The organism is Alteraurantiacibacter aestuarii, assembly GCF_039523595.1.
GTDB lineage: Bacteria > Pseudomonadota > Alphaproteobacteria > Sphingomonadales > Sphingomonadaceae > Alteraurantiacibacter > Alteraurantiacibacter aestuarii.
The window spans coordinates 1,842,354-1,865,667 of the sequence record NZ_BAAAFP010000002.1; the positions used below are offsets into that span (position 1 = coordinate 1,842,354).

General features: G+C 61.5%; 26 protein-coding genes. 12 read left to right on the top strand and 14 right to left on the bottom strand.

From position 1 onward, the window contains the following. Positions 1 to 34 precede the first annotated feature (34 nt). Positions 35 to 2,332 (bottom strand): DNA topoisomerase IV subunit A, encoded by a 2,298-nt coding sequence (gene parC / locus ABDZ98_RS12435; protein ID WP_343808453.1) that lies wholly within the window; start codon positions 2,330 to 2,332, stop codon positions 35 to 37. A 99-nt stretch (positions 2,333 to 2,431) separates the two neighbouring features. On the opposite strand from parC, the gene ABDZ98_RS12440 reads away from it, so the two are divergent. Both ABDZ98_RS12440 and ABDZ98_RS12445 read left to right on the top strand, forming a co-directional pair. Continuing rightward, complete coding sequence (locus ABDZ98_RS12440; RefSeq protein WP_343808456.1) at positions 2,432 to 2,980, top strand: type 1 glutamine amidotransferase domain-containing protein; 549 nt, start codon at positions 2,432 to 2,434, stop codon at positions 2,978 to 2,980. Positions 2,981 to 3,220: 240 nt separating this feature from the next. Then, positions 3,221 to 4,018: a DUF4349 domain-containing protein gene (locus ABDZ98_RS12445; RefSeq protein ID WP_343808459.1), complete on the top strand. Its 798-nt coding sequence runs from the start codon at positions 3,221 to 3,223 to the stop codon at positions 4,016 to 4,018. Here the strand turns inward: ABDZ98_RS12445 and ABDZ98_RS12450 are convergent, their stop codons facing one another. Genes ABDZ98_RS12450 through ABDZ98_RS12465 form a run of 4 tightly spaced genes read right to left on the bottom strand, consistent with a single transcriptional unit; the run spans position 4,019 to position 7,672 of the window. Further along, positions 4,019 to 5,137, bottom strand: coding sequence for a hypothetical protein (locus ABDZ98_RS12450; RefSeq protein WP_343808462.1), 1,119 nt, complete (start codon positions 5,135 to 5,137; stop codon positions 4,019 to 4,021). Between the two features lie 41 nt (positions 5,138 to 5,178). Beyond that, a complete protein-coding gene (locus tag ABDZ98_RS12455) occupies positions 5,179 to 5,508 on the bottom strand; it encodes a 2Fe-2S iron-sulfur cluster-binding protein (RefSeq protein WP_343808967.1) in 330 nt (109 codons plus the stop codon). A 5-nt stretch (positions 5,509 to 5,513) separates the two neighbouring features. Further along, the gene (locus ABDZ98_RS12460) at positions 5,514 to 6,623 is read right to left on the bottom strand and encodes a cysteine desulfurase family protein (protein ID WP_343808465.1); all 1,110 of its coding nucleotides are present in this window, start codon (positions 6,621 to 6,623) and stop codon (positions 5,514 to 5,516) included. Next, positions 6,620 to 7,672 (bottom strand): cysteine desulfurase family protein, encoded by a 1,053-nt coding sequence (locus ABDZ98_RS12465; protein ID WP_343808468.1) that lies wholly within the window; start codon positions 7,670 to 7,672, stop codon positions 6,620 to 6,622. The genes ABDZ98_RS12460 and ABDZ98_RS12465 overlap by 4 nt, the downstream gene beginning before the upstream one ends. A gap of 101 nt (positions 7,673 to 7,773) precedes the next feature. Here ABDZ98_RS12465 and ABDZ98_RS12470 point away from each other — a divergent pair, with 101 nt between their 5' ends. Together ABDZ98_RS12470 and ABDZ98_RS12475 are read left to right on the top strand one after the other, a co-directional pair. Continuing rightward, on the top strand, positions 7,774 to 8,430 hold the full coding sequence (locus tag ABDZ98_RS12470; protein WP_343808471.1) for an alpha/beta hydrolase: 657 nt from the start codon (positions 7,774 to 7,776) through the stop codon (positions 8,428 to 8,430). A gap of 148 nt (positions 8,431 to 8,578) precedes the next feature. Beyond that, positions 8,579 to 9,256 carry an energy transducer TonB gene (locus tag ABDZ98_RS12475; protein ID WP_343808474.1) on the top strand — a complete coding sequence of 226 codons (678 nt, stop codon included), beginning with the start codon at positions 8,579 to 8,581 and terminating at the stop codon, positions 9,254 to 9,256. Between the two features lie 2 nt (positions 9,257 to 9,258). Here ABDZ98_RS12475 and ABDZ98_RS12480 read toward each other — a convergent pair whose 3' ends face one another. The 4 genes from ABDZ98_RS12480 to ABDZ98_RS12495 form a co-directional block, all read right to left on the bottom strand. Next, a complete protein-coding gene (locus ABDZ98_RS12480) occupies positions 9,259 to 9,486 on the bottom strand; it encodes a hypothetical protein (protein WP_343808477.1) in 228 nt (75 codons plus the stop codon). Between the two features lie 12 nt (positions 9,487 to 9,498). Beyond that, a complete protein-coding gene (locus ABDZ98_RS12485; RefSeq protein ID WP_343808480.1) occupies positions 9,499 to 9,714 on the bottom strand; it encodes a hypothetical protein in 216 nt (71 codons plus the stop codon). Positions 9,715 to 9,735: 21 nt separating this feature from the next. Beyond that, positions 9,736 to 10,098 carry a hypothetical protein gene (locus tag ABDZ98_RS12490; protein WP_343808482.1) on the bottom strand — a complete coding sequence of 121 codons (363 nt, stop codon included), beginning with the start codon at positions 10,096 to 10,098 and terminating at the stop codon, positions 9,736 to 9,738. 82 nt (positions 10,099 to 10,180) lie between these two features. After that, positions 10,181 to 11,776, bottom strand: a complete 1,596-nt coding sequence (locus ABDZ98_RS12495) for a phosphoenolpyruvate carboxykinase (RefSeq protein ID WP_343808485.1) — start codon at positions 11,774 to 11,776, stop codon at positions 10,181 to 10,183. 264 nt (positions 11,777 to 12,040) lie between these two features. Between ABDZ98_RS12495 and ABDZ98_RS12500 the strand changes: the two genes are divergently transcribed. From ABDZ98_RS12500 to ABDZ98_RS12530, 7 genes are all read left to right on the top strand, one after another. Next, positions 12,041 to 12,808 carry a response regulator transcription factor gene (locus tag ABDZ98_RS12500; protein WP_343808488.1) on the top strand — a complete coding sequence of 256 codons (768 nt, stop codon included), beginning with the start codon at positions 12,041 to 12,043 and terminating at the stop codon, positions 12,806 to 12,808. Continuing rightward, a complete protein-coding gene (locus tag ABDZ98_RS12505; RefSeq protein ID WP_343808491.1) occupies positions 12,801 to 14,357 on the top strand; it encodes an ATP-binding protein in 1,557 nt (518 codons plus the stop codon). The genes ABDZ98_RS12500 and ABDZ98_RS12505 overlap by 8 nt, the downstream gene beginning before the upstream one ends. Next, on the top strand, positions 14,354 to 14,788 hold the full coding sequence (locus ABDZ98_RS12510; RefSeq protein ID WP_343808493.1) for an HPr kinase/phosphorylase: 435 nt from the start codon (positions 14,354 to 14,356) through the stop codon (positions 14,786 to 14,788). Before ABDZ98_RS12505 ends, ABDZ98_RS12510 begins: the two co-directional genes overlap by 4 nt. Positions 14,789 to 14,828: 40 nt before the next feature. Further along, entirely contained in the window at positions 14,829 to 15,737 is a 909-nt protein-coding gene (gene rapZ / locus ABDZ98_RS12515) for an RNase adapter RapZ (protein ID WP_343808494.1), read from the top strand. A 55-nt stretch (positions 15,738 to 15,792) separates the two neighbouring features. Further along, positions 15,793 to 16,197, top strand: coding sequence for a PTS sugar transporter subunit IIA (locus ABDZ98_RS12520; protein WP_343808496.1), 405 nt, complete (start codon positions 15,793 to 15,795; stop codon positions 16,195 to 16,197). A gap of 68 nt (positions 16,198 to 16,265) precedes the next feature. Next, complete coding sequence (locus ABDZ98_RS12525; RefSeq protein ID WP_425543047.1) at positions 16,266 to 16,547, top strand: HPr family phosphocarrier protein; 282 nt, start codon at positions 16,266 to 16,268, stop codon at positions 16,545 to 16,547. A gap of 4 nt (positions 16,548 to 16,551) precedes the next feature. Next, positions 16,552 to 17,352 (top strand): TrmH family RNA methyltransferase, encoded by an 801-nt coding sequence (locus ABDZ98_RS12530; protein ID WP_343808503.1) that lies wholly within the window; start codon positions 16,552 to 16,554, stop codon positions 17,350 to 17,352. 3 nt (positions 17,353 to 17,355) lie between these two features. Here ABDZ98_RS12530 and ABDZ98_RS12535 read toward each other — a convergent pair whose 3' ends face one another. Continuing rightward, positions 17,356 to 18,096 (bottom strand): hypothetical protein, encoded by a 741-nt coding sequence (locus ABDZ98_RS12535; protein WP_343808506.1) that lies wholly within the window; start codon positions 18,094 to 18,096, stop codon positions 17,356 to 17,358. Beyond that, complete coding sequence (locus ABDZ98_RS12540) at positions 18,093 to 19,508, bottom strand: DNA recombination protein RmuC (protein ID WP_343808509.1); 1,416 nt, start codon at positions 19,506 to 19,508, stop codon at positions 18,093 to 18,095. The genes ABDZ98_RS12535 and ABDZ98_RS12540 overlap by 4 nt, the downstream gene beginning before the upstream one ends. Positions 19,509 to 19,735: 227 nt before the next feature. On the opposite strand from ABDZ98_RS12540, the gene ABDZ98_RS12545 reads away from it, so the two are divergent. After that, entirely contained in the window at positions 19,736 to 21,400 is a 1,665-nt protein-coding gene (locus tag ABDZ98_RS12545; protein ID WP_343808512.1) for a formate--tetrahydrofolate ligase, read from the top strand. 63 nt (positions 21,401 to 21,463) lie between these two features. Here ABDZ98_RS12545 and ABDZ98_RS12550 read toward each other — a convergent pair whose 3' ends face one another. The 3 genes from ABDZ98_RS12550 to recR all read right to left on the bottom strand — a co-directional run bounded on the left by ABDZ98_RS12550 (position 21,464) and on the right by recR (position 23,293). Then, a complete protein-coding gene (locus ABDZ98_RS12550; RefSeq protein WP_343808515.1) occupies positions 21,464 to 22,021 on the bottom strand; it encodes a nuclear transport factor 2 family protein in 558 nt (185 codons plus the stop codon). 62 nt (positions 22,022 to 22,083) lie between these two features. Next, positions 22,084 to 22,650 (bottom strand): peptide deformylase, encoded by a 567-nt coding sequence (def, locus tag ABDZ98_RS12555; RefSeq protein WP_343808518.1) that lies wholly within the window; start codon positions 22,648 to 22,650, stop codon positions 22,084 to 22,086. Positions 22,651 to 22,696: 46 nt separating this feature from the next. Further along, the gene (gene recR / locus ABDZ98_RS12560) at positions 22,697 to 23,293 is read right to left on the bottom strand and encodes a recombination mediator RecR (protein ID WP_343808521.1); all 597 of its coding nucleotides are present in this window, start codon (positions 23,291 to 23,293) and stop codon (positions 22,697 to 22,699) included. Positions 23,294 to 23,314 lie beyond the last annotated feature (21 nt).

Sequence of the window (23,314 nt, forward strand, 5' to 3'; positions counted from 1 at the left end):
CCGCAGGAGCAATCCTGCGGCCCCTTTTTATTGCCTAGAACCGGTTATCCTTGGGAAAGCCCGTGGGCGGCATGCGTCCGGCGGCGCCGCGCGCAACCTTCCACATGTGAATCTCCGGCTCGGTCCGGGTGCGGCCTGTTTCTCCGCCCATGGTCCAGCTCAGCCCGTCTTCCAGCTTGAGCGTGGTGGCATCGGACAGGCCGCCATCGCGGTAACGCTGCAAGGTCACGCCCTGCCCGCGCGTCATCATCGGCAGTTCGTCCAGTGCGAAGATCACCAGCTTGCGGTTGTCACCCACCACGGCGATGTGATCGTGCTCGGGCGCGATTTCACGCACCACGGCCAGCTTGGCATCGCCCTTCAGGTTCACCACCTGACGACCCTTGCGGGTTTCCGCCAGCAGTTCATCGGTCATTGCCGCAAAGCCCTTGCCGATGCTGGAGGCGAGCAGCAGCTGCTTGCCCTTTTCATGCACCACCAGCGCGGTGATCTGCACCTCGGCATCGATATCCAGCGTGTTGCGCACCGGCTCGCCAAAGCCGCGCGCGCCGGGCAGTTTGTCCGCCCCGACGGTGAAGAAGCGCCCATCATCGCCCGCCAGCAGCAACTTGTCCGTGGTCTGGGCGTGGATGACGAAACCAGCCTCGTCACCTTCCTTGTATTTGAAGTCTGAATCGAGCGGCAAGTGGCCCTTGGCCGCGCGTATCCAGCCTTTCTGCGAGAGGATCACCGTCACCGGCTCCTTCTCGATCATCGCGTCCATGCTGAATTCCACCGCCGGTGCAGCTTCGGCAATGGTGGTGCGGCGCGCGCCGATTGCGGTATCCTCGGCATAATCCTTGCGCAGATTGGTGAGGTCGCGTTTCAGGCGGGTGCGCTGGCGTGCGGGCGATGCCAGCAACTTCTCCAGATCCTCCTGCTCCTTCAGCAATTCGTCCTTTTCCTGCCGCAGCTGCATTTCCTCCAGCTTGCGCAGGGACCGCAGCCGCATGTTGAGGATAGCCTCCGCCTGCCTGTCGGTCAGGCCGAATTCGGCCATCATGATCGGCTTAGGCTCATCCTCCGTGCGGATGATCTGGATCACCCGGTCAAGGTTGAGGAAGGCGATGATATAGCCCTCGACCAGCTCCAGCCGCGCGGCGATCTTGTCCAGCCGGTGCTGGGTGCGGCGCTGGAGAATATCAATCTGCGCGCGGACCCAGTGTTCCAGCAGTTCCTTCAGCCCCATCACCATGGGCGTGCGGCCAAGCCCCGGCTGCGCATCGAGCACATTCAGGTTGAGGCCGAAGCGCGTTTCCAGATCGGTCAGCTTGTAGAGCGATTCCTTGAGCAGTTCAGGATCGACATTGCGGCTCTTGGGGATCAGCACGATGCGGATCTGCTCGTCGCTCTCGTCGCGAACGTCCTCCAGGATCGGCAGCTTCTTGTCACCAATCGCTGCCGCGATCTGTTCGATCAATTTGCCCTTGGGCACCTGATAGGGGATTTCGGAAATCACCAGCTGGTAGCCCCCGCCCTTCTGGCGCTCTATCCCGGCGTTGCGATCGTCCTCATTCTCGGCCTCGCCAGCATGAAAGCGGCCCCGCACGCGGAAACTGCCGCGTCCGGTTTCATAGGCGTTGTGGATGCTCTGCGGCGAATCCACGATCAGCCCGCCAGTGGCAAAATCCGGTCCCTGCATCAGTTCCATCAGCCGCGCATGTTCGACATGGGGATTGTCGATCAGCTCCAGCGTGGCATCGATAATCTCGGCCACATTGTGGCTGGGGATGGATGTGGCCATGCCCACGGCAATGCCGCTGGACCCGTTGGCCAGCAGGTTGGGGAAGATGCCGGGGAAAATCTCCGGCTCCTCATCCTCATTATTATAGGTCGGGATGAAGTCGACCGTGCCTTCGTCCAGACCCTCCATCAGGGTCATGGCGGTCTTGGTCAGGCGGCATTCGGTGTAGCGATAGGCGGCGGCGTTATCGCCATCGACATTGCCGAAGTTGCCCTGCCCTTCGACCAGCGGATATCGCAGCGTAAACGGCTGCGCCAGGCGGACCATCGCATCATAGACGGCCACGTCGCCATGCGGGTGATACTTGCCGATCACATCGCCCACGACGCGGGCCGATTTCTTGAACACGCTGTCTGGCGTCAGCTTCAACTGCCGCATCGCCCACAGCAAGCGCCGGTGGACCGGCTTCAGCCCGTCGCGCAGATCGGGCAGCGAGCGCGCGGTGATCGTGGACAGTGCATAGACCAGATACCGCTGCGACAGTGCGCTGTCGAAAGGCGCATCGACGATGGAGTCGACCGGTTCCTTCTCATCTTCAATTGTTGCCATGCCGTTCGCCCTATCACCGGCACGGCTCGTGGGACAGCGCGGAACGGCGCACTTTCCCCAAGCGTTAAGGGGTCAAATGCAAATCAAAGGAGATTTCACATGGCTCAACGTATCATGATCCTCGCCACCAACGGGTTTGAACAATCGGAACTTATGGAACCCAGGAAGAATCTGGATGAAGCGGGATATGAAACTGTCGTCGTCAGTCCGGAGGCCGGTGCTATCAAGGGCTGGGATGAGAAGGACTGGGGTCAATCCGTCAAGGTGGACATGGCACTGGACGATGCCGACGCAGCCGATTTCGATGCGCTGGTCCTGCCGGGCGGTCAGATGAACCCCGATATCCTGCGCATGAATGACAAGGCTGTGCAGATGGTGCGCGATTTCTGCGAGGCCGGAAAGCCGGTGGCGGCAATCTGCCATGCGCCGTGGCTCCTGGTGGAAGCCGGATTGGCGAACGGCAAGAACATGACCGCATGGCCGTCTGTCCACACCGATCTCATCAACGCCGGTGCCACTGTGCTGGACCAGGAAGTGGTGGTGGACAACAATCTGATCACCAGCCGCAAGCCGGGCGACATCCCTGCCTTCTCCAAGGCAATTATCGAAGCACTGGAGAAGCAGGTGGATGTATCCAGGGCCGCGTGATGTCAGTAACTTAGGGCCAACTGGAAGCCCATTTTGGAAAAGGCTCCGTCACCCATGTGGCGGGGCCTTTTTCGTGTTCACTCTTGCCAATGTGGCGATCATGGCGCAATTGTGGCTAAATTATGGCGAAAAGGAGGCGATAATGAGGCACATTTCAATATTCGCAGTCGTGATTGGGGGGCACTGGCCCTTTCCGCGTGCAGCCAGGAGGGCGACGAGTACTCCCAGACAGAAAGCGCGATGGAGGAATCCCCGGGCGACAGCGCCGATTATGCTGTCACGGAGGAAAATGCTTCGGGCGAACTGGCATCGCTCTCCGGCCGACCGGACATTCCTGTAACAATGCCGCGCATGGCCTATGTGTTCGACTATGGCTTCAGCATGCCCGGCGCCCGGATTGCCGGCCTGCAATTGCGCCATGCCGACATGTGCGAGGCGATGGGTCCCTATAGCTGCCAGATCGTGGCCATGACCCATTCCGGCGGCGAAGACGATTTTGCCAGCGGCAGGCTGGAACTGGCCGTTGCAGCAGACCGCGCCCGCGCCTTTGTGGCGGAGATCAACGCCACGCTGGAAGGCGCTGGCGGAGAGCAGGTGCGCGCCAATATCACCGGGGAGGACCTTTCCAAGAGCATGATCGATACCGAGGCGCGCCTGCGCAGCCGGATCGAATTGCGCGACCGGTTGATGGATGTCCTGCGTACCAGGCGCGGCGATGTTGCAGAGCTGGTGGAAGCAGAACGCAGCGTTGCCCGCATCAATGAGGAAATCGATCAGGCGCGCAGCTGGATGGAGGAAATGCGCGGTCGCGTGGCTTTCAGCCGGGTACAGCTGAGCTATCAATCAGCCTCCCCTGTGGCGAGCAGCTTTCTTGGTCCGATCAACACTGCCTTTGCCTCAATTGGCGGAATTATCGGCAATGTTCTGGCCGCGCTGATCGTATTGCTGTCGATCCTCACCCCGCTTGGTCTTGCAGTGTGGGCCGCGCGCCATGGTTATAAACGCCTGCGCCCAGGCGCAGAATTGGTCGAAGGATGATCAGCGGTTGCGCGTGACGATATAGCTTTCATCATTGAACCACAGCGCGCCGTGCTTGCCCAGCACGGCGCGCGTGGCATCAAGGTAGGCGGAACTTGTCATGGCCCCGGCCAGTCGCTCATCCTCGATCTGCGCAACATAGGTCGCAGCATTCCACGCAGCGAGCAGCGTAGAAGTGCCGATCAGAGTCTCCTGACTGTCGATCTCATCGGGCAGGGTATGCATGTCGTAACGAAACAGCGCCTCCCCATCGGGCAGGCAATCGAAGGTGTAGTTGTCCGCATCCGCGCCCAGCGCGTCCTGCGTGGCGTTGAGCAGTTCGCGCCGCGAAGTGGTGAAGGGGTCCTCATCCGGCCAGACCTGACGAACAATCTCGAGGCCCGGATCGCCGCCGGCTGAATGGATGCCGAGCAGACGCCCACCCACCCGCAAAGCCCGCGCCAGCGGTGCCAGCACACGTCCGGCCTTGAACTTCACATCTGCCCGCAGTCGAAAAGGCTGGCTGGCCAGAATCAGGTCAAAATCGGCGACGGCAGCGTCCTGACGAGGAATCACCGGATCAAGGACAAAGCTGCAATCCTTGCGATACAGCACGATAACGGTGGGCGTCTCAGGCAACAGCACGCCGCTCTTCTCGCTCACGCGGGTCCGCCAGTTTTCCGCCATGAAGGGTTGTAGATCGAGGATCTGTCTTTCGAATTCAGCTGCGGTGGACCCTTCCAGCGCAACCTCCTTCCACACCACCTGGCCATCACCCCCAGGTGCCAGCCAGGGAGCATTGGCATAGGGAAGATTGGTCACCGCCAGCACCATTTCGGGATGTTCGAAAAACCGGTCCGGCATCTTGTCCAGCGTCAGCCGGATGTCCTCAAGGCTGATTTCCTTGGCCGCAATGTAGAAGGGAATCCGCTCAAATTTACGATGCATCACCCTGAGGAAACGCGAGAGCACAGTGCCATCGCCAACCCCGGCATCAAAGAACCGCAGTGCGGGTGGCTTTGGCCTGATTGCATCGAGCTCTTGTGCAAGCCTTTGCGCGACAACCCATTTTTCAGAGCAGGTGTTGACGAACATCAGATATTTCTGACGATTATCGTAGAACCGGAAATCTTCTTTCACGCGGCCTCTCCCCAAAGGCCTGTCTAACGCAAAAGACGTGCCTAATCATCCTGCATATTATGGCTTTCGCGCGGGATGTAGACTTCCATGCCGTCGAGATCTTCGCTCAGCAATATCTGGCAGGACAATCGGCTGGTGGCATGCACATCGGCGGCAAGGTCGAGCATGTCTTCCTCATCTTCGCTGGCAGCGGGCAATTTGCCGAACCAGTCCTTGCCCACGATCACGTGGCAGGTGGAGCAGGCCATCTGCCCTTCGCAGGTTCCTTCCAGCGGCATTCCCGCAGCCTGGCCCACTTCGAGCAGCCGATCACCCACATTGGCATCGGCTTCGTTGCGGCTGCCATCCTGCTTGATGAAAGTGATCTTGATGGGATTTATCCTTGCTGCGCTGCAGCACGCTTAATCGATTCCGCCGCGGATTCAAGATTATCAATATCCGTATAGCGGCCAAAACCCAGCCTGATGGAGCTTTTCGCATCTGCATCATCGAGGCCTATTGCGCGCAGCACATGGCTGGGGCGGCCCGATCCGCTGGCGCAAGCCGATCCGGCAGAAAAGGCGATGTCGCGCAGATCGCTCATCAGCCGCGCCACATCAAGGCCGGGCCGTCGGATGTTGAGATTGCCACGCCAGCGCGCCAGCGTGCTGCCATTCACGGTCCAGCCTGCGAACAACTCCTGCGCCCGGTTCCACAGCGCTTCTACATGCGCTGCGTCCTGCTCCATCCGCTCCTGCGCCAGCTGGGCCGCAGCGCCAAATCCGGCACATAGCGCCGGGCTGAGCGTGCCGGAACGCAGGTTCGCTTCCTGCCCGCCGCCGGTGATTTGCGGATGAAGCTCCACCCCGTCGCGAACCCACAGGGCCCCAATGCCCTTGGGCCCGTGCAGCTTGTGGGCGGAGATTGCGATCATGTCTGCCGCGGCAAGCTCCATCTTGCCCGCCGCCTGCACGCCGTCACCCAGGAACAACGCACCCATTTCCCGAGCGCGGCGGTACCATTCAAGCGTGGGCTGGATCGTGCCGATCTCATTGTTGACCTGCATCACCGCGATCAGCCTTGTGTCCGGCGGCAGCGCGGCGGCAGGATCGGTCAGCCCGTCCTCGTCAACCGGAATGATATGCGCATTGCCCAATGCCTGCGCGGTATCGAGTACAGCGGCATGTTCGATGGCGGAGACGGCGATACTCCCGCCCGAACCCGATCCGCGCCCCGAACCCGATCCGCGCCCTGAACCCGATCCGCGCATGGCCAGGTTGATCGCCTCTGTCGCACTGCCGGTGAAGATCACCTGCCCGCCAGCGGGGCACAAGGCCGCCACCCGGTCCCGCGCCAGTTCCACCGCTGCGGCTGCCTGTCGGCCCATGCGGTGAGCCGAATGCGGATTGCCGAAGCCGGTGCCCTCTGGTCCGTCCAGCCAGCGCAGCATCGCGTCGCGTGCTTCGGGAGCCAGCGGGGTGGTGGCCTGATAATCGAGATAGATCATGCCAGCTGCCTCCACGCCTGAGCAAAGGCTTCGACCTCCTCGCGCGTCGTGTTCCAGCCCAGACTGACACGAATCGTGCGGGCGGCCACCGCCTCATCCAGTGCCATCGCCTGCAGCACATGGCTGGTTTTCATCGTGCCCGAGGAGCACGCACTGCCCTGGCTGATGGCGAACCCGGCCATGTCAAAACGCATCAATTGCGCGCTGGCAGACATCGATGGCATGGCGATGGCGCGGATATAGGGCGTGGGATCGGACAGGATATCGGACAGCCACATGCCGCCAGCCTCCCGGCAATGCTGCGCCAATTGCTCCAGCGCATTGGTGACATCGGCGGGCAGGTAGGGATCGCGGCAGACCTCCAGTGCGGCGGCCATGCCCATGATGCCTGGCAAGTTCTCAGTCCCCCGGCGATAGCCGCGTTCGTGCCCGCCCACTGGCCTCAGCTGCGCATAATCGCGCACCAGCAGCGCCCCCACGCCGATCGGACCGCCGAACTTGTGGGCGGAAATGATCGCCATATCGCACGGCGGCAAAGCGAACTTGCCCGCGCTCTGCGCACAATCGGCCAGCAGCAATCCGCCTGCCTGCCGCACAATTGCATTTATCGCCGCAAGATCCTGCCGGTTGCCGGTTTCGGAATTGATATGCTGGACAGCCACCAGCGGGCGCTCTCGCTGAACGGCCTCGGCCAGAATTTCCATATCAAGCGCGCCATCGGGCCTGACCGGCAGGCGTTCGGCATCGGGCACGCAGCCGAGCAGCGCGTCATGCTCCACCGCGCTTACCAGCCGTGCGCCGGCATGGGCATGGGTGAGCGCCAGAGCTGCTGCCTCGCTCGCGCCGCTGGTGAAGATCAGCTCTCCAGTCCAGCCCAGCGCCGCCTTCACCCTGGCGCGGGCATCTTCCAGCGCGACCTTGGCCCTGCGGCCCTCGCCATGCGGACTGCTGGGGTTGGCCCATATGCCAAGCCCCTCCCGCATGGCCTCAGCGGCCTCGGGGCGCAGCGGCGATGTGGCCGCGTGATCGAGATAGATACGGGAGCTCATGGAATAATTGCGAAATCCAACTTTGTTCCTATATAGCCACCTACTTGCGCTGCGCTACCCGCGCGGTTTTTCGCTTTTTCAGATCAGAGCCATCAAAACTCATGCCACACGTCATTTTTCCCGGTCCCGAAGGCCGTCTCGAAGGTCGCTTCTCTCCCGGACCGCGCCCGCGTGCGCCCGTTGCCATGATCCTGCACCCGCATTCGCAGGGCGGCGGTACCATGAATGATCGCATCGTGCAGATGCTCTACAAGACATATGTCGATCGCGGATTTGCCACATTGCGCTTCAACTTTCGCGGCGTGGGCCGCAGCCAGGGCAGCTTCGACAATGGTATTGGCGAGCTATCCGATGCCGCTGCCGCGCTCGACTGGGTGCAGTCGATCCATCCCGAAGCGCAGACCACCTGGGTTGCAGGCGTCAGCTTTGGTGCGCTGATCGGCATGCAATTGCTGATGCGCCGTCCGGAAATCCGCGGCTTCATCTCGGTTGCTCCGCCAGCAAACATGTATGATTTCAGCTTCCTGGCGCCCTGCCCCGCATCGGGCATTTTCATCCAGGGAACGGCCGATACCGTGGTGCAGCCGATTGCGGTGCAAAAGCTGGTGGACAAGCTGCGCACGCAAAAGCACATCACCATCCATCACGACGAGATCCCCCGCGCCAACCATTTCTTCGAGAATGAGACCGTGGAACTGATGCAATCGGTCGACAAATATCTGGACTTCCGGCTGGATCCCTCCTGCCCGATCACCTGATCGCACAACGCATTCCCATCGCCTGAGTTCACCCGGTCCGCAGCCTTGCGGACGGGTGGACTTGCACCTGCGCCTCTCGTCATGTAATGTTATAGTATAACATAGACTCGATGCACTGAAGCATCGGGCAGGAGAGAGGAGAATTACCATGCCCTATCTCGATACGCAGCATGTCCACAAAAGGCTGGCGGGAGTCACCGGAGTGGCGCTGATCCATATCGCGCTGGCCATTGGTCTGGCCGCCGGCTTGACGGTGAACGCCTTCAAGGAACCGGAGGGTCCGAGGCTGGAGATTTTTGACATACCCTCGCCTGTTCCCATTCCGCCAGACGATACCCCCCCGTCAGACGATCTGGAGCCAACAGACGATTTTTATACACCGCCAGTGGCGCCGATCCCCAATGTCGACCTCGGCACCAAGCCGCCGATCGATTTCACCACCATCATCCCACGCAACAGGGAAGTCGTGCGGATTCCGGTGCCGCCCCTCCCGCCAATTCCGGCTGGACCGCCCACCCCGGCCTTTACACCGCGCGGACCGGCGCCTGCCAATGGTCCGGCGGGATGGGTAACCACCAATGACTATCCGTTGCGCGCCTTGCAGCGCGGAATGGAAGGGACGGTGCAATATGCGCTGGACGTGGGAGCAGACGGACGTGTCGACAACTGCCGCATCCTTTCCAGCACCGGCGAGCGTGTGCTGGATGATGCCACCTGTCGCTGGGTGTCACGGCGCGCGCGGTTTGACCCGGCGATTGACAGCAATGGCGCCCAGATCGCCGGCAGCTATCGCGGAACGGTGACCTGGATCATTCCGGAGGATTGACGTCAGGGATTTGCATCGGTGTCGGCACTGCCCGCAAGGCTGGTGCCGGCATCGCCTTCGCCCGATGCAACGGGCAAGGTCCAGATCACCACATTGGCCAGCATCACGAACGCCAGCACAGCCATCAGCGTGGCCTGCCGCACATTGCCCTTCTTGCGCCACAGATAGACAGCGCCTGCCAGCAAGGCCGCAGCGCTCAGCATGGTGATCGCAAGTACCAGGTCAAACATCGTCGCAGCCCCTTATCGGCAGGCAAATCCGCCGATGAAGGCACCGATCAGGTCGCCCAGTCCACCAGAAGCTGAGCCGCCAGACCCGGCGCTCGATCGGCCCATTCCGGCCATGATCGCCGGCAACAAAATTGCCGCGCCGGTTTGCGCCATCTGGGGGTCAACCCCCAGCTCGCGGGCAATGGAATCAATTGCGCCGCTTTCACGCAATGCCTGGCCTAAACTCATGCAAACTCTCCTGGCGAAGTTCTAGCTCTTGCCGAACAGGCCCTTGGCCATGCCGGCGATATCATCCAGCGGATTGCCATCGCCATCGCGGTCCAGCATCTTCAGCAGGTTCTTGGCCTGCGGATGCTCATTCAGCATGCTGGCAAATTGCGTCAGCGATCCTTCGCCGCCGATATGATCGACAATGCTGGAAAGCGTAGAGGTATCGAGGCCGGTCTGCGCCGACGCCAGCTCCACCGTATCACCCTGCATCTGGTGCGAATGGCCCAGAGCCGCAATCGCCTTTTCCGCCATCGCCGGATCAATCCCGACCTTTTCAGCGAGATTGGCCACGTCATCGGGTGCGCCGCCGATTTGCTTAAGAATTCCGTCCAGAAGGCTCATGAGCCGACTCCTCTTTGCTGAAGATCCTCAGGCAGAGAGGCTAGGCCTGCTTAAAGGCAATGTGAAGCGGGATCGCGGGCGATCAGGCTGCCTGCGGGGCAGCCTGACGCACACCTTCATCGACATGGGCAGAAAACTGCTCAAAATTGTCGACGAACAGCTGCACCAGCTTCTGCGCGGTGGCATCGTATTCGGCCGGATCCGCCCAGGTGGTGCGGGGATCGAGGATGGCCGTATCGACGCCGGGAACAGCTACCGGAACGTCAAAGCCGAAGTTCTCGTCCTTGCGGAACTCGACATCGTTCAGCGATCCGTCGAGCGCGGCGTTCAGCAATGCGCGCGTGGCCTTGATCGGCATGCGCTTGCCGGTGCCGTACTTGCCGCCAGTCCAGCCTGTGTTGACCAGCCAGCACTGGGCATTGCCCTCGGCAATGCGCTTCTTGAGCAGATTGCCATAGACGCTGGGATGGCGCGGCATGAAGGCGGCACCAAAGCAGGTCGAGAAGGTGGCTTCGGGCTCGGTCACGCCAATCTCGGTTCCCGCAACCTTGGCGGTGTAGCCCGAGAGGAAGTAGTACATTGCCTGATCCGCAGTCAGCCGCGCGATCGGGGGCAGCACGCCGAAGGCATCGGCGGTCAGCATGATCACGTTGGATGGCGCCGGACCCAGGTTCTTTTCGCTCGAGTTCGGAATGAAATCGATCGGATAGGCACCGCGGCTGTTCTCAGCCAGGCTGGCATCGTTGAAGTCCAGCTCCCGCGTTTGCGGGTCCATCACCACGTTTTCAAGGATCGTGCCGAACATCTTGGTGGTGGCGTAGATTTCCGGCTCACCCTCAGCCGAAAGGTTGATCATCTTGGCGTAGCAGCCGCCTTCGAAGTTGAACACGGCGGTGTCCGACCAGCCATGCTCGTCATCGCCGATCAGCGTGCGGCTGGCGTCGGCTGAAAGAGTGGTTTTGCCGGTACCCGACAGACCAAAGAAGATCGCGCTCTTGCCGTCGGCACCGACATTGGCCGAACAATGCATCGGCATCACGCCCTGCGGCGGAAGCAGGTAATTGAGCAGGCCGAAAACGCCCTTCTTCATCTCACCCGAATATCCGGTGCCGCCGATAAGGATCAGCTTCTCGGTGAAATTGACCGCGATCACCGTGCCGCTGCGGCAGCCGTGACGTTCCGGATCGGCCACGAAGCTGGGCAGGTTGAGGATGGTGTATTCCGGCCCGAACCCTTCAAGCTCATCTTCTGTCGGACGGACCAGCAAGGTGCGCACGAACAGGCTGTGCCATGCCAGCTCTGTCACCACACGCACGTTCACGCGGTATTCCGGCTGCGATCCACCGAACAGGTCGGCCACATACAGCTCGTCACGGTTGGAAAGATGATCGAGGAAATCAGCCTTGAGTACGGCGAAGTGCTCCTCGCTCATCGGCTGATTGATCGGACCCCAGAAGATTGAGTCTTCAGTGCCGGCATCGCGAACGATGTACTTGTCCTTGACGCTGCGCCCCGTGAACCGGCCGGTCTTGACCAGCAGCGGTCCGTCCTTGGCCAGATGCCCCTCGCCCTTTTTCAGGGCGTGCTCAACCAGAGCAGCGGTGCCCAGATTGGCGTGAATGGTGGCACTGGTGGCAATGCCCTGATCGGCAAGTGAAACGGATAGCGTCGTAGACACTGACTAAGTCTCCCAGTTGGGGAATGCTTTGTACGAGGCAGCTCCTGAGCCCCGCGGCTTGGAGAGAGCGCATAGATCGGCATTCCCGCTACGTCAATTTGCAGCCGCGAAGGGCAGCATAGCATTTTTTCGCACAGATAAATCGACTCTTTGAATGGTTTGGCATGACTCTGTCAGACCAGGTCGATGTCTGGCCAGTTGTTTCTCGCTTTGTCTATCGATAGGAGATTGGTGCATGACCAGTGCAATTTTTACAGCCGTCCCATGACCGGTGACCAGCATACCGATCCGGGTGCAAATTCAGGCCCGGCAGAGGCGCAGCGTTCGATCGCGCTGGTCGATGATGATCGCAATATCCTGACCACGCTTTCCATCGCCCTGCAGGCCGAAGGCTTCGCCACGCGAGTCTATTCCGATGGCGAGGCCGCACTGGCTGCGCTGCGCTCCAACCCGCCCGATCTGGCCGTGTTCGATATCAAGATGCCGCGCATGAACGGCATGGAATTGCTGCAGAAATTGCGGGAAACTTCGGACCTGCCGGTGATCTTCCTGACCAGCAAGGATGAGGAGCAGGATGAAGAGGCCGGGCTGGCAATGGGCGCGGACGATTATATCGCCAAGCCCTTCAGCCAGCGGCTGCTGATGGCGCGCATCCGGGCAATCCTGCGCCGCGCCGGTCCGGCGCATGAGACACAGCCCGATCTGGCCAGCTCCCTGCCCGGTGATGGCGCCATGCTGGAACGCGGGCGTCTGCGGATGGACCCGGCCCGCCATCAGGTGACGTGGGATGGCAAGCCGGTCTCGCTCACCGTGACGGAGTTCCTGATTCTTGAAGCGCTGGCACTGCGGCCCGGTGTGATCAAGAGCCGCAACCAGCTGATGGACGCCGCCTATCCCGATGATGTGTTCGTCGATGATCGCACGGTCGACAGCCACATCAAGCGCCTGCGTCGCAAGTTCCGCGCCAAGGACAATGAATTCAGCGCGATCGAGACGCTGTATGGCGCGGGCTACAGCTTCTCTGATGGCTGAGGACGTTGAAAACGCCGGGCGGCTGGAGCGACTCGCTTTCCCGCTTGGCTCCTCGCTCACGGCCCGCATTCTGGCGGTGAACCTGATCCCGCTGCTGGTGCTGGCGGGCAGTCTGTTCTTCCTCGATTCCTATCGCCGGCAATTGCTGGACGAGCGGTTCAAGCTGGCGCGGATCGAAGCGCAGATCACTGCCGAGGCGCTGGCCGGTGCCACGCGTGAGCGACAGGAAGCGCTGCTGATCCAGATCGGCAAGGAACAGCGCATGCGGCTGCGCATGTATGATGCCGAGGGCCGCATCTGGGCCGATTCCTTCGATCTGGATGTTCCCAGCTTCACCTTCGACGATCCGGTGGCAGAGCCGTTCTGGGAGGATGTTGCCCGCTGGACCGACGCGGCGCTGAATTTCGCGGTGCGCGCGCCGACACCGCCAGACTATATTGAACCGGGCGCGCAGGATGCTTCCGCCTGGCCCGAACTGGTGCGGGCGAAGGAACAGGGCCTGACCCAGATTGAACTGCGCACCGCGCCCGATGGAACGCCGGTAATCAATGCCGCAGCACCCGTTGGCATCAATGGCGCCAGCCTGCTGACCACGCGCAATGCCACCGATATCACCCAGGCAGTGCGCGATGCACGCTCCAGCCTGATGACCATCATCTCGCTGTCGCTGATCGTTTCCATCGTGCTTTCGCTCTATCTCGCTAACACCATCATCCAGCCCTTGCGGCGGCTGGTGCGGGCCGCAGTGCTGGTGCGCACGGGGCGTGAGCGTGAAGTGGAAGTGCCGCGCATGAGTGAGCGCGCGGATGAAATCGGCCTGCTGGCGCGCGCCGTTTCCGACATGACCGCAGGCCTGCGCCACCGGATCGATGCGGTGGAAAGCTTTGCCGCCGATGTCGCGCATGAGATCAAGAACCCGCTGGCATCGCTGCGCAGTGCCACCGATTCGCTCGCCAGCGTGAAGGACGAGAGTCTGCGCGCCCAATTGGTGGATGTCGCCGCGCATGATGTCCGCCGGATCGACCGTCTGGTTTCCGAAATCTCCGAAGCCAGCCGCATCGATGCCGAGATCAGCCGCACGAGGTTTGAAGCCGTCGACATGGTTCGCCTATTTTCCAACATCATCAAGGCCCGGCAGGATCGCGGCGAGAACGGCAGCTGCACGATTGCGCTTGAGCAGGGCGGCGGGCCGAGCGTGGTGATGGGCGTGGCCCTGCGGCTGGAACGCATTGCCGAAAACCTGCTGGACAATGCCATATCCTTCTCGCCCGAAAACGGCGTGGTGCGCGTGGCCATATCGGGCGCGGATGGCCGCGTGGCCATCACCGTCAGCGACCAGGGACCCGGAATTGCCCAGAGCGAGCGCGAGAAGATCTTCCGCCGTTTCCATTCAGACCGGCCTGCGGATGAAGGCTTTGGCAATCATTCAGGCCTTGGCCTGGCCATCGCCCGCACGATTGCCGAGGCGCATGACGGAACGCTCCGTGTTTGTGACCGGCCCGATGGCGAAAGCGGTGCCTGCCTGGTGCTGGAACTGCCCGCCGCGTGAGTGGGAACGCCGCATCGCTGCTGCGACAGGCCAGCTGCGTGCTGATCGAAAATCGCGCCATACTGATCGAAGGACCGCCCGGATCGGGCAAATCGTCGCTGGCGCTGGCGCTGATTGATCGCGGCGCAATATTGGTGGGCGATGACGGGGTGTGCCTGACCCCGCGCGCCGGAAAATTGTGGGCCAGCCCTCCCCCGCATACCGCCGGCCTGCTGGAAATCCGCAATCTGGGGCTGGTAGAATTGCCAACGGGCGAAGGCCCTGCAAGCCTGGTGCTGCGGCTCGATCGCGATGCGCCGCGCTATATCGAACAGGCCGGAACAATTTCCATTGGCGGTGTCGATCTGCCGACCCTGGCGCTGTTCCCCGATACGCCTGCCCTGCATTTACGGGCGCATTGGGCTGTCCAAAAATACGCCATCCGGCCATAGGGTATTCACTTTTGCGCGGGACAGGCGCACATGGCCGCGAATGGCCAGCCAATCCGTCCAGAGCCGACAACGCATCCTGCTTGTTACGGGTATGCTTGGCGCAGGCAAATCCACGGCCCTGCGCGAGCTTGAGGACCTGGGCTGGGAATCGATCGACAATTTTCCCATCCGCCTGCTCGACCGCCTTCTGGGCAATGATACCACCAACCACCCGCTCGCCATTGGCTTTGATTGCCGCACGCGCGGCTTCGTGCCCGCCGACATTATCGAGCAGGTCAAGGAATTATCCGATCGCGATGATCTGGAAGTGACCACGCTGTTTCTGGATTGTGCGGGCCACGAACTGACCCGCCGGTTCGACGAAACGCGCCGCCGGCACTATCTGGCGCAGGACATGCCGGTGCCTGCGGGGATCAAGGCGGAACGCGAATTGCTTAGCCCGCTCAGGCGCTGGGCCGATGTGCTGATCGACACCACCGATTTCACCACCAATGATCTGAAGCAGACCATCCGCGAGCAGTTTTCACAAACCGCACCGCGTGAAATGACGGTGACCGTGTCCAGCTTCGGCTTTTCGCGCGGGATGCCGCCCGCCACCGATCTGGTGTTTGACATGCGTTATCTGGATAACCCGCACTGGCAGCCGGGCCTGAAGGACCTGACCGGGCTGGACCGGCCGGTGGCGGACCATATTTCTGCCAATCCGATATTCGAATCGACCTTCGTGCGCATTCGCGATCTGCTGATTGAACTGCTCCCGCAATATGCCGCGCAGGGCAAAAGCTACGTCAATATCGCGTTTGGCTGTACCGGGGGGAGACACCGCTCGGTCTATACTGCCGAACGCATGGCGCAGGCCTTGCGCGACGCCGGCTTTTCGCCCACTGTCCTGCATCGCAATCTGGGTTCGCGCGCCGCTGAACTGGTGGAAGGATCGCAGCACCCATGATTGCCAATAAGCCTTTCGAAAGAACCCTGCCCCCAATCGCGAGTTGCACGCACGCATGATCGGTATGATTCTGGTAACGCACGGCCGTCTGGCCGAGGAATTCGTCAATGCGATGGAGCATGTGGTCGGCGCGCAGGATGCCGTCGCTACCATTTGCATCGGTCCCAACGACGATATGGAACAAAGGCGTGAGGAGATCGCCACCGCGATTGACGAGGTCGATAGCGGTGACGGCGCCATCATCCTGACAGACCTGTTCGGCGGCACTCCATCGAACCTGGCGATATCTCTGTTGCAGACCGGGCGCACGGAAGTGATCGCCGGGATAAATCTGCCCATGCTCATCCGCCTGGCGGGCGCGCGCAAGGAACTGGACCTGCCCGGTGCAGCATCCGCTGCGCGCGATGCCGGGCGCAATTACATCACCCTGGCTTCCGAATTTCTTGGCCAGGTTGCATAAGAGCCTCAAAAGAGGCTGAAATTGCCACCCGGCCAACTGTCGGGGGCAGGCAATTTGGGGAGGGAACACTGTCCGAGGCAAATAGCGAAGTGCTCATCGTCAACAAGCGTGGGCTGCATGCGCGGGCCAGCGCCAAATTTGTTGGTGCCGTGGCACAGATGGAAGGCTGCAAGGTAGTTGTGTCAAAGGATGGCCATGAAGCGGCTGGCGGTTCCATTCTGGGGCTGATGATGCTGGGCGCCGCCAAGGGCGACAGTGTCCATATCCGCGTTACCGGCGCCGACTGTCAGGCGCGCCTGGCGGAACTGGTCGCAATGGTCGAAAACGGCTTTGGCGAAGACAAGTCCTGATCCCATGCGCCGAGAAATCACCGGCTTTTCCAATCCCACCGTCAAATATCTGCGCAGCCTGCGCGACAAGAAGCACCGCAAGCGTGAAGGCAAGTTTCTTGCCGAGGGCCTGCGCCTGCTGACCGATGCGCGCGAAAGCGGTCGCCTGCCCGAAGTGCTGGTGATGGCCACCAAGCGCGATGCCCACCCCCTGCTGGATGATCTGGAACGCGCGGTTGTTGCCGCTGGCGGGGAGGTGATCGAGACCACGCCCGACATCCTCTCCAAGATCACCGGCAAGGACAATCCGCAAAGCGTGGCGGGCGTCTATGCCGAATTCGATACCTCGCTGGCCGCGCTGGATCGCACAGCAGCGCCGATCTGGCTGGTGGCGCAGGCGCTGCGTGATCCCGGCAATCTGGGAACGATGCTGCGCACTGGCGATGCCGTGGGGGCAGGCGGGCTGATCCTGATCGACGATTGCGCCGATCCCTTCAGCGTGGAGGCCGTGCGCGCCAGCATGGGGGCGGTTTTCACCCAGGCCATCGGACAGGCGAGCTGGGAGGAATTCCTGCCCTGGCTGCGCGGCGGACCGGGCCAGCTGGTGGCCGCATCATTGCGCGATGCAGTGCCCTATCGCAGTGCGCCCTATGCTGCGCCGTGTTTCATCCTCGTGGGCAACGAATCGCGCGGCCTGCCACAGGAGTATGAGACCGCCTGCGATCTGCGCGTGACCATGCCCATGCGCGGCCGGGCAGACAGCCTCAATGCCGCCGTTGCAGCGGCTGTGCTGGCCTACGAAGTGCTCGCCTCTCTGGAAGGCTGAGCATTAATCTCCGGCAAGGAAAGCGGTAATCCGCCAGCGACCATTCCTGTTCGAAGCGATCAGGCGATAATCGATCACGCTGCGCAATTCGCTGCTGCGGATATAGCCTTCGAACTTGTCGCTCCCGATGGTGCGAACATGCTTCCAGCTGCCATCGTCACCTGCGCCGGATTTGATCGCCTGAGGCCCCTCGCCGGGGATCAGTTCAACCTCATCCCAGGAAATGGTCGTCAGCCGCGATGATGTCTCATTCGGCTGGGCATGCATGGGCACGTCCTTGCCGGTGACGATCAGCGCTTCAAACGGATCGCCCTTGGTGTCCTGCGCGAAGTAATAAGGCATGGTGATGCCGCCTTGCGAGTTACCGGCACAGCCCAGCTTGAGAACCTCCTCCAGATCACTCCACAAGTTGGGCGCATCGGAATCTAGGTTTGCGCGCAGATTGGCCGCGCCATCCTCGCCGCCGAAGCCCAGCTTCACATCGTCCGCAGACAGGGCGACCAGCAGATCGGTATCGCGCAATTCAACCGCGGCATTGAGCGCGGAAAGGAAGGCATCCGCGCCTTCCTGATCGCTGCATTCATTGCGCGGCTCATAAGTTCCCAGCGCATTGGGATCGGGCGATTCGATCACCGCATCCACCAATTGCTCCGCCGCTGCCTCCATCTCCGTGGAAGGCGAATCGGATTGGCTGCAGGCAGGCACAAGTGCCAGCAGCGGCAAGACGTAAATGGCGTGTTTCATGATGCGGATGTGTCCTCTCCCTCGCCTGTCTCAACCAGAAGAGGGCTTGCCGGTTCCTGAACATCTTTGGCGGTATAGCGCGGCGCGCCCTCGACCAGCGGGACTTCGTCTATTTCCTTGCTGATTTCGAGTCCCTTTTCGGCCATGCGGCGGCCCGATGTCAGTACGTTGCGTTCAAAACTGCCGACAAATTTGTTGTAATTGGTGACGGCCGTCTCCAGCCCGCCGCCCACGCGCTTCAGATGGTCCGCAGCGACCTTCAGGCGATCGTAAAGCTCCGCGCCCATGCGGCCGATTTCCTTGGCTTCCGATGCCATGCGGTCCTGCCGCCAGACCTGCGCCACCGTGCGCGCAATCGCCACCAGATTGGTGGGCGATGCCAGCAGCACGCCATTCTTGAAGGCAAAGTCCCACAGCTCCGGATCATGTTCGAGCGCGGCGGCCACGAAATGTTCGCCCGGGACGAACATCACCACATAATCGGGAGCTTCCTCGAACTGGCTTTGATAGGCCTTGGCCCCCAGCTGCTGCACATGGTTGCGCATGGATTTGGCGTGCAGGTCCAGATGGCGCTTGCGCTCACCCGGGTCCTCCTCCTCGAATGCTGCCTGATAGGCGTTGAGCGAGACCTTGGCATCGATCACCAGCTTCTTCTGCCCGGGCACGTGGACGATGGCATCGGGCCGCAGCCGTCCCTCAGCAGTGTCGAGCGATTGCTCCAGCATAAAATCGGTATGCTGCGACAGGCCGCATTGTTCGAGCACGTTCTGCAACGCCCGCTCGCCCCAGCGACCCCGCGCCTTGGGCGCATTGGTGAGCGAATTGCCCAGCCGCTGCGCTTCCCGGCGGACTTCTTCCTGCCCGGTGCGCATGCTCTCTATCAGGCCCGTCAGCTGGCCGAACGCATCGACGCGCTGCTTTTCCAGCGCGCCCACCTGTTCCTCATAACTCTTCAGGCGCCGGTCGACCGGATCGAGAAGGGCTTTCAGTTTTTCCTCGCTAGCCTTTTCCGAATGGCCCAGCCGCTCTGCCGCGCGCTTGAGGAAAGCTTCCTGCGCTTCGCCCAGAACCTTGCTGCCGGTGTTCTGGAATTCCTTGAGCAAAGCCTCCCTGCTATCCATCAGCAGGCGTTTCTGCTCCTCGAAACCGGCGGCCTGCGTCTTGAGCGTGGTCAATTCCTCACGGGCCTTGTCCAGCAGCTCCGCCAGACCGTCTGCGCGGGCTGCCCGGTCGCTCATGGTGGCAAGCTCTGGCGCCATGCGGGAGAGCTTTTCGGACAAGTCCCGGGCTGCCGCATCACGCTCGGCATGGCGCGCCTGCCACTCCGCCAGTGGTCGGCTGCCGAGGAACCAGCCCAGTCCCCCGCCCAGCAGCAATGCGCCAACAACCAGAGCGATAATGACAAGGTCCATGAGTTTCCAGATGCAGTAGAGAGGAACGAAACGCGAACCTACATTGCCAGAGACGCGCACACAAGCACCACAGAGCAATCATCCACCGCCATTCCAGCGAGTCGTTTTGCAAAACCTGCTTGAGATTCGCCCTAACAAAATTGTATGGGGTGCTTACTAATTCAGATTCGCGAAAAATTCGCGCTGGTGAAATAACCAGTTCCGATCACAGGGAAGAGGATGCCTTTATGCCCACCGATATCGAGATTGCCCGCCAAGCTACGCTGATCCCCATCACTCAGGTGGCGAAGAATGCCGGCATCCCTGACGATGCGCTGATCCCTTATGGCAAGTACAAGGCCAAGGTCGACACTTCTGCCTTGCCCCCGCGTGAAAGCGGCAAGCTGATCCTGGTCACCGCGATCAACCCCACCCCTGCCGGCGAAGGCAAGACCACCACCTCTGTTGGCCTGTCTGACGCGCTGCACCGCATCGGCAAGAAGACCATGCTGTGCCTGCGCGAACCTTCGCTGGGCCCGTGCTTTGGCGTCAAGGGCGGCGGCGCTGGCGGCGGCAAGAGCCAGGTCATGCCGATGGACGAGATCAACCTGCATTTTACGGGTGACTTCCACGCCATCACCAGCGCGCACAACCTGCTGTCTGCCATGATCGACAACCACATCTACTGGGGCAACAGCCTGGAAATCGATCTTCGCCGCGTCACCTGGCGCCGCGTTCTGGACATGAACGACCGCGCCCTGCGCGAAATCGTCGGCCCGCTGGGCGGCGTGTCCAACGGCTTCCCGCGTGAAACCGGCTTCGACATCACCGTTGCCTCCGAAATCATGGCCATACTGTGCCTGGCTGCCGATCTGGAAGACCTGCAGAAGCGCCTAGGCGACATCATCATCGGCTATCGCCGTGACAAGACCCCGGTATTCTGCCGCGACGTGAAGGCGGACCCCGCCATGACCGTTCTGCTCAAGGATGCCATCCTGCCCAACCTGGTGCAGACGCTGGAAAATCGCCCTGCCTTCCTGCACGGCGGCCCGTTCGCCAACATCGCCCATGGCTGCAACTCGGTGATCGCCACCAAGACTGCCCTGCGCATGGCCGATTACGTGGTGACCGAAGCCGGCTTTGGCGCCGACCTTGGTGCCGAGAAGTTCATGGACATCAAGTGCCGCCTGGCCGGCCTGAAGCCCGATGCCATCGTGCTGGTGGCCACGGTTCGCGCGCTCAAGATGAATGGCGGCGTGGCCAAGAAGGACCTGACCGAAGGCGCCAACCCCGATGCGGTGCGCGCTGGTTCCGTCAACCTTCGCCGCCATATCGAGAACATCAAGAAGTTCGGCATTACCCCGACCATCGCGATCAACCACTTCTACCTCGACACTGACGAGGAAATTGCGGTGATCCAGGAAATGGCTGCCGAATACGGCGCTGAAGCCGTGATCTGCAAGCATTGGGCCGATGGCGGTGCGGGCGCAGAGGAACTGGCGCATATCGTATCCGCCAAGGCCGACAAGGGCGCGCCGGACTTCAACCAGCTGTATCCTTCGGAAATGAAGCTGGCCGACAAGATCACCACCGTCGCCACCGAAATCTACCGTGCAGGCAATGTTGCGATCCCGACTTCGGTGCGCAACCAGCTCAAGGCGTGGGAAGACATGGGCTATGGCCACTATCCGGTCTGCATGGCCAAGACACAGTACAGCTTCTCCACCGATCCCACCAAGCTGGGCGCTCCGGTCGATCATGAGATCGCCATCCGCGAAGTGCGCCTGTCAGCCGGTGCCGGCTTCGTTGTCGCCATCGCCGGTGACATCATGACCATGCCGGGCCTGCCCAAGGTTCCTTCGGCAGAGAACATCTATCTGGACGAGAACGGCCAGATCGAAGGCCTGTTCTAAGCCTTACCGGTCAAACGGAATTGAAAAGGGCCGCTTCCCATCAAGGAGGCGGCCCTTTTTGTTTCAATTATCCATCGTCCCCAGCCCGCGCGCTTCGATCTCGGCCACCCATTCCTCTGACGTGGGCATGACCGTGTGATCAACGCGCTGGGCGATCTTCCACTCGCCATCCACGCGCACCAGCTCATCATGATACTGGCCCGAAAGCTCCGGCGTGGGTGCTCCGCCGTCGCCGCGCATCACGAACACGAAGCGGGACTTGGCGCGGGCCGTATCGCCATCCACGTCGATCTCGAAATTGGAGATCTGGTGGAAGCTGGACAGGTTGACGAAATCGGGGTCCGGTTCCCCAAATAGGCCGGTCAGCATTTCGCGGATTTCCGCGCGGCCTTCGCGCCTGGTCGATCCGTTCTGCCACACGCCGTCTTCTGTGAAGAGGCCGACATAGCCATCGTAATCGCGCGCATCGAGGAAGGCGGAATAATTGGTGATCACCCGCTGGATGGCCTGCTGGTCCTCCAGCAATTGCACCCGCTGCTCCAGCACCGACGTATCAGCGCAAGCGGCAAGAGCCATCGCCGGGACCATTGCCAGCGCGGCCACATATATCCTGATAGTCATGTATTCCTCCCCCGAATCACTCCGGGAGAGAGGATAGGCTTATTTCTGCAATTGCGTAGAAATCACGCAGCCTTGCGCATCTTGTCCAGCTTCTTCAGCGCCATGTTGCGCTTCAGACGGCTGAGATGGTCGATGAAGAGGATGCCGTTGAGGTGATCCATCTCATGCTGGATGCACACGGCCATCATGTCATCCATCGCCTCTTCATGGGCGTTGCCTTCAAGGTCCTGCCAGCGCACGCGGCAGGTGGAGGGGCGATCGACATCGGCATAGATATCGGGGACTGACAGGCAGCCTTCCTGATAGGCCTTGGTCTCAACCGAAGGATCGAGGATTTCCGGATTGATGAACACGCGCGGCTCCCGCTTGGTGGGCTGATGCGTGTGGTGGTGACCGTCATGGTCACACGGTTCAGGCTCTGCGTCGGGATCATCGGGCTGCAGATCGATCACCAGAACCCGCTGAGGGATGCCGATCTGGATCGCCGCCAGGCCGATACCATTGGCGGCATACATCGTCTCGAACATGTCATCGACAAGCGCCTTCAGCTCCGCGTCGAACGTTTCGACCGGAACAGACACGGTTTTCAGCCGGGGATCCGGCGCTTCGATAATTTCGCGTATAGCCATGGCGCAATTATAAGCATTGGGTCGCTGAACGACAAGTGACCACGCGCTAGCTCAGCGGCCTTCTGGCCCGCAGCGCCTGCGCCAGCGTGCCTTCGTCCAGATAATCCAGCTCCCCGCCCACGGGCAGGCCATGCGCCAGCTGGGTGATGCGGACGGGATAGGATTCCAGCTTTTCGGCAATGTAATGCGCGGTGGTCTGGCCTTCCAGCGTAGCATTCATGGCCAGCACAACCTCGTCCACCCCGCCCTGCGCCACGCGGCCGATCAACACATCGATGGTCAGGTCCTCCGGCCGTACACCGTCCATTGCAGACAGGCGGCCGCCCAGCACGTGGTACGTGCCTGAAAACAGCTTTGCCCGGTCGAGCGCCCACAGGTCCGCCACATCCTCGACCACGCAGATCTGCTTGGCATCGCGGCGGTGATCGGCGCAGATCGCGCATGGGTTCTGCGTATCGACATTGCCGCAGGTGTCGCACTCCACCAGCCTGTCCTGCACGGCGGCCAGCGCTTCCACCACCTGCACCAGCGCAGTCTCCCGGCGCTTCACCAGCCACAGCACGGCGCGCCTTGCCGAGCGCGGGCCAAGGCCCGGAAGCTTGGCCAGCGCCGATGCCAGCGTCTCGATCTCTTGCGATGCCATGGGCTGGGAGATAGGGCCACT

What these genes read in the sequence shown, in the direction of transcription:
- ABDZ98_RS12485 (WP_343808480.1), bottom strand. Translation starts at nt 9,714, where the DNA reads ATGAGTTTAGGCCAGGCATTGCGTGAAAGCGGCGCAATTGATTCCATT.
- ABDZ98_RS12545 (WP_343808512.1), top strand. Translation starts at nt 19,736, where the DNA reads ATGCCCACCGATATCGAGATTGCCCGCCAAGCTACGCTGATCCCCATC.
- ABDZ98_RS12500 (WP_343808488.1), top strand. Translation starts at nt 12,041, where the DNA reads ATGACCGGTGACCAGCATACCGATCCGGGTGCAAATTCAGGCCCGGCA.
- ABDZ98_RS12470 (WP_343808471.1), top strand. Translation starts at nt 7,774, where the DNA reads ATGCCACACGTCATTTTTCCCGGTCCCGAAGGCCGTCTCGAAGGTCGC.
- ABDZ98_RS12530 (WP_343808503.1), top strand. Translation starts at nt 16,552, where the DNA reads ATGCGCCGAGAAATCACCGGCTTTTCCAATCCCACCGTCAAATATCTG.
- def (WP_343808518.1), bottom strand. Translation starts at nt 22,650, where the DNA reads ATGGCTATACGCGAAATTATCGAAGCGCCGGATCCCCGGCTGAAAACC.
- ABDZ98_RS12505 (WP_343808491.1), top strand. Translation starts at nt 12,801, where the DNA reads ATGGCTGAGGACGTTGAAAACGCCGGGCGGCTGGAGCGACTCGCTTTC.
- ABDZ98_RS12460 (WP_343808465.1), bottom strand. Translation starts at nt 6,623, where the DNA reads ATGATCTATCTCGATTATCAGGCCACCACCCCGCTGGCTCCCGAAGCA.
- rapZ (WP_343808494.1), top strand. Translation starts at nt 14,829, where the DNA reads ATGGCCAGCCAATCCGTCCAGAGCCGACAACGCATCCTGCTTGTTACG.
- ABDZ98_RS12490 (WP_343808482.1), bottom strand. Translation starts at nt 10,098, where the DNA reads ATGAGCCTTCTGGACGGAATTCTTAAGCAAATCGGCGGCGCACCCGAT.
- ABDZ98_RS12475 (WP_343808474.1), top strand. Translation starts at nt 8,579, where the DNA reads ATGCCCTATCTCGATACGCAGCATGTCCACAAAAGGCTGGCGGGAGTC.
- ABDZ98_RS12550 (WP_343808515.1), bottom strand. Translation starts at nt 22,021, where the DNA reads ATGACTATCAGGATATATGTGGCCGCGCTGGCAATGGTCCCGGCGATG.
- ABDZ98_RS12535 (WP_343808506.1), bottom strand. Translation starts at nt 18,096, where the DNA reads ATGAAACACGCCATTTACGTCTTGCCGCTGCTGGCACTTGTGCCTGCC.
- ABDZ98_RS12445 (WP_343808459.1), top strand. Translation starts at nt 3,221, where the DNA reads ATGGAGGAATCCCCGGGCGACAGCGCCGATTATGCTGTCACGGAGGAA.
- ABDZ98_RS12480 (WP_343808477.1), bottom strand. Translation starts at nt 9,486, where the DNA reads ATGTTTGACCTGGTACTTGCGATCACCATGCTGAGCGCTGCGGCCTTG.
- parC (WP_343808453.1), bottom strand. Translation starts at nt 2,332, where the DNA reads ATGGCAACAATTGAAGATGAGAAGGAACCGGTCGACTCCATCGTCGAT.
- ABDZ98_RS12465 (WP_343808468.1), bottom strand. Translation starts at nt 7,672, where the DNA reads ATGAGCTCCCGTATCTATCTCGATCACGCGGCCACATCGCCGCTGCGC.
- ABDZ98_RS12520 (WP_343808496.1), top strand. Translation starts at nt 15,793, where the DNA reads ATGATCGGTATGATTCTGGTAACGCACGGCCGTCTGGCCGAGGAATTC.
- recR (WP_343808521.1), bottom strand. Translation starts at nt 23,293, where the DNA reads ATGGCATCGCAAGAGATCGAGACGCTGGCATCGGCGCTGGCCAAGCTT.
- ABDZ98_RS12540 (WP_343808509.1), bottom strand. Translation starts at nt 19,508, where the DNA reads ATGGACCTTGTCATTATCGCTCTGGTTGTTGGCGCATTGCTGCTGGGC.
- ABDZ98_RS12440 (WP_343808456.1), top strand. Translation starts at nt 2,432, where the DNA reads ATGGCTCAACGTATCATGATCCTCGCCACCAACGGGTTTGAACAATCG.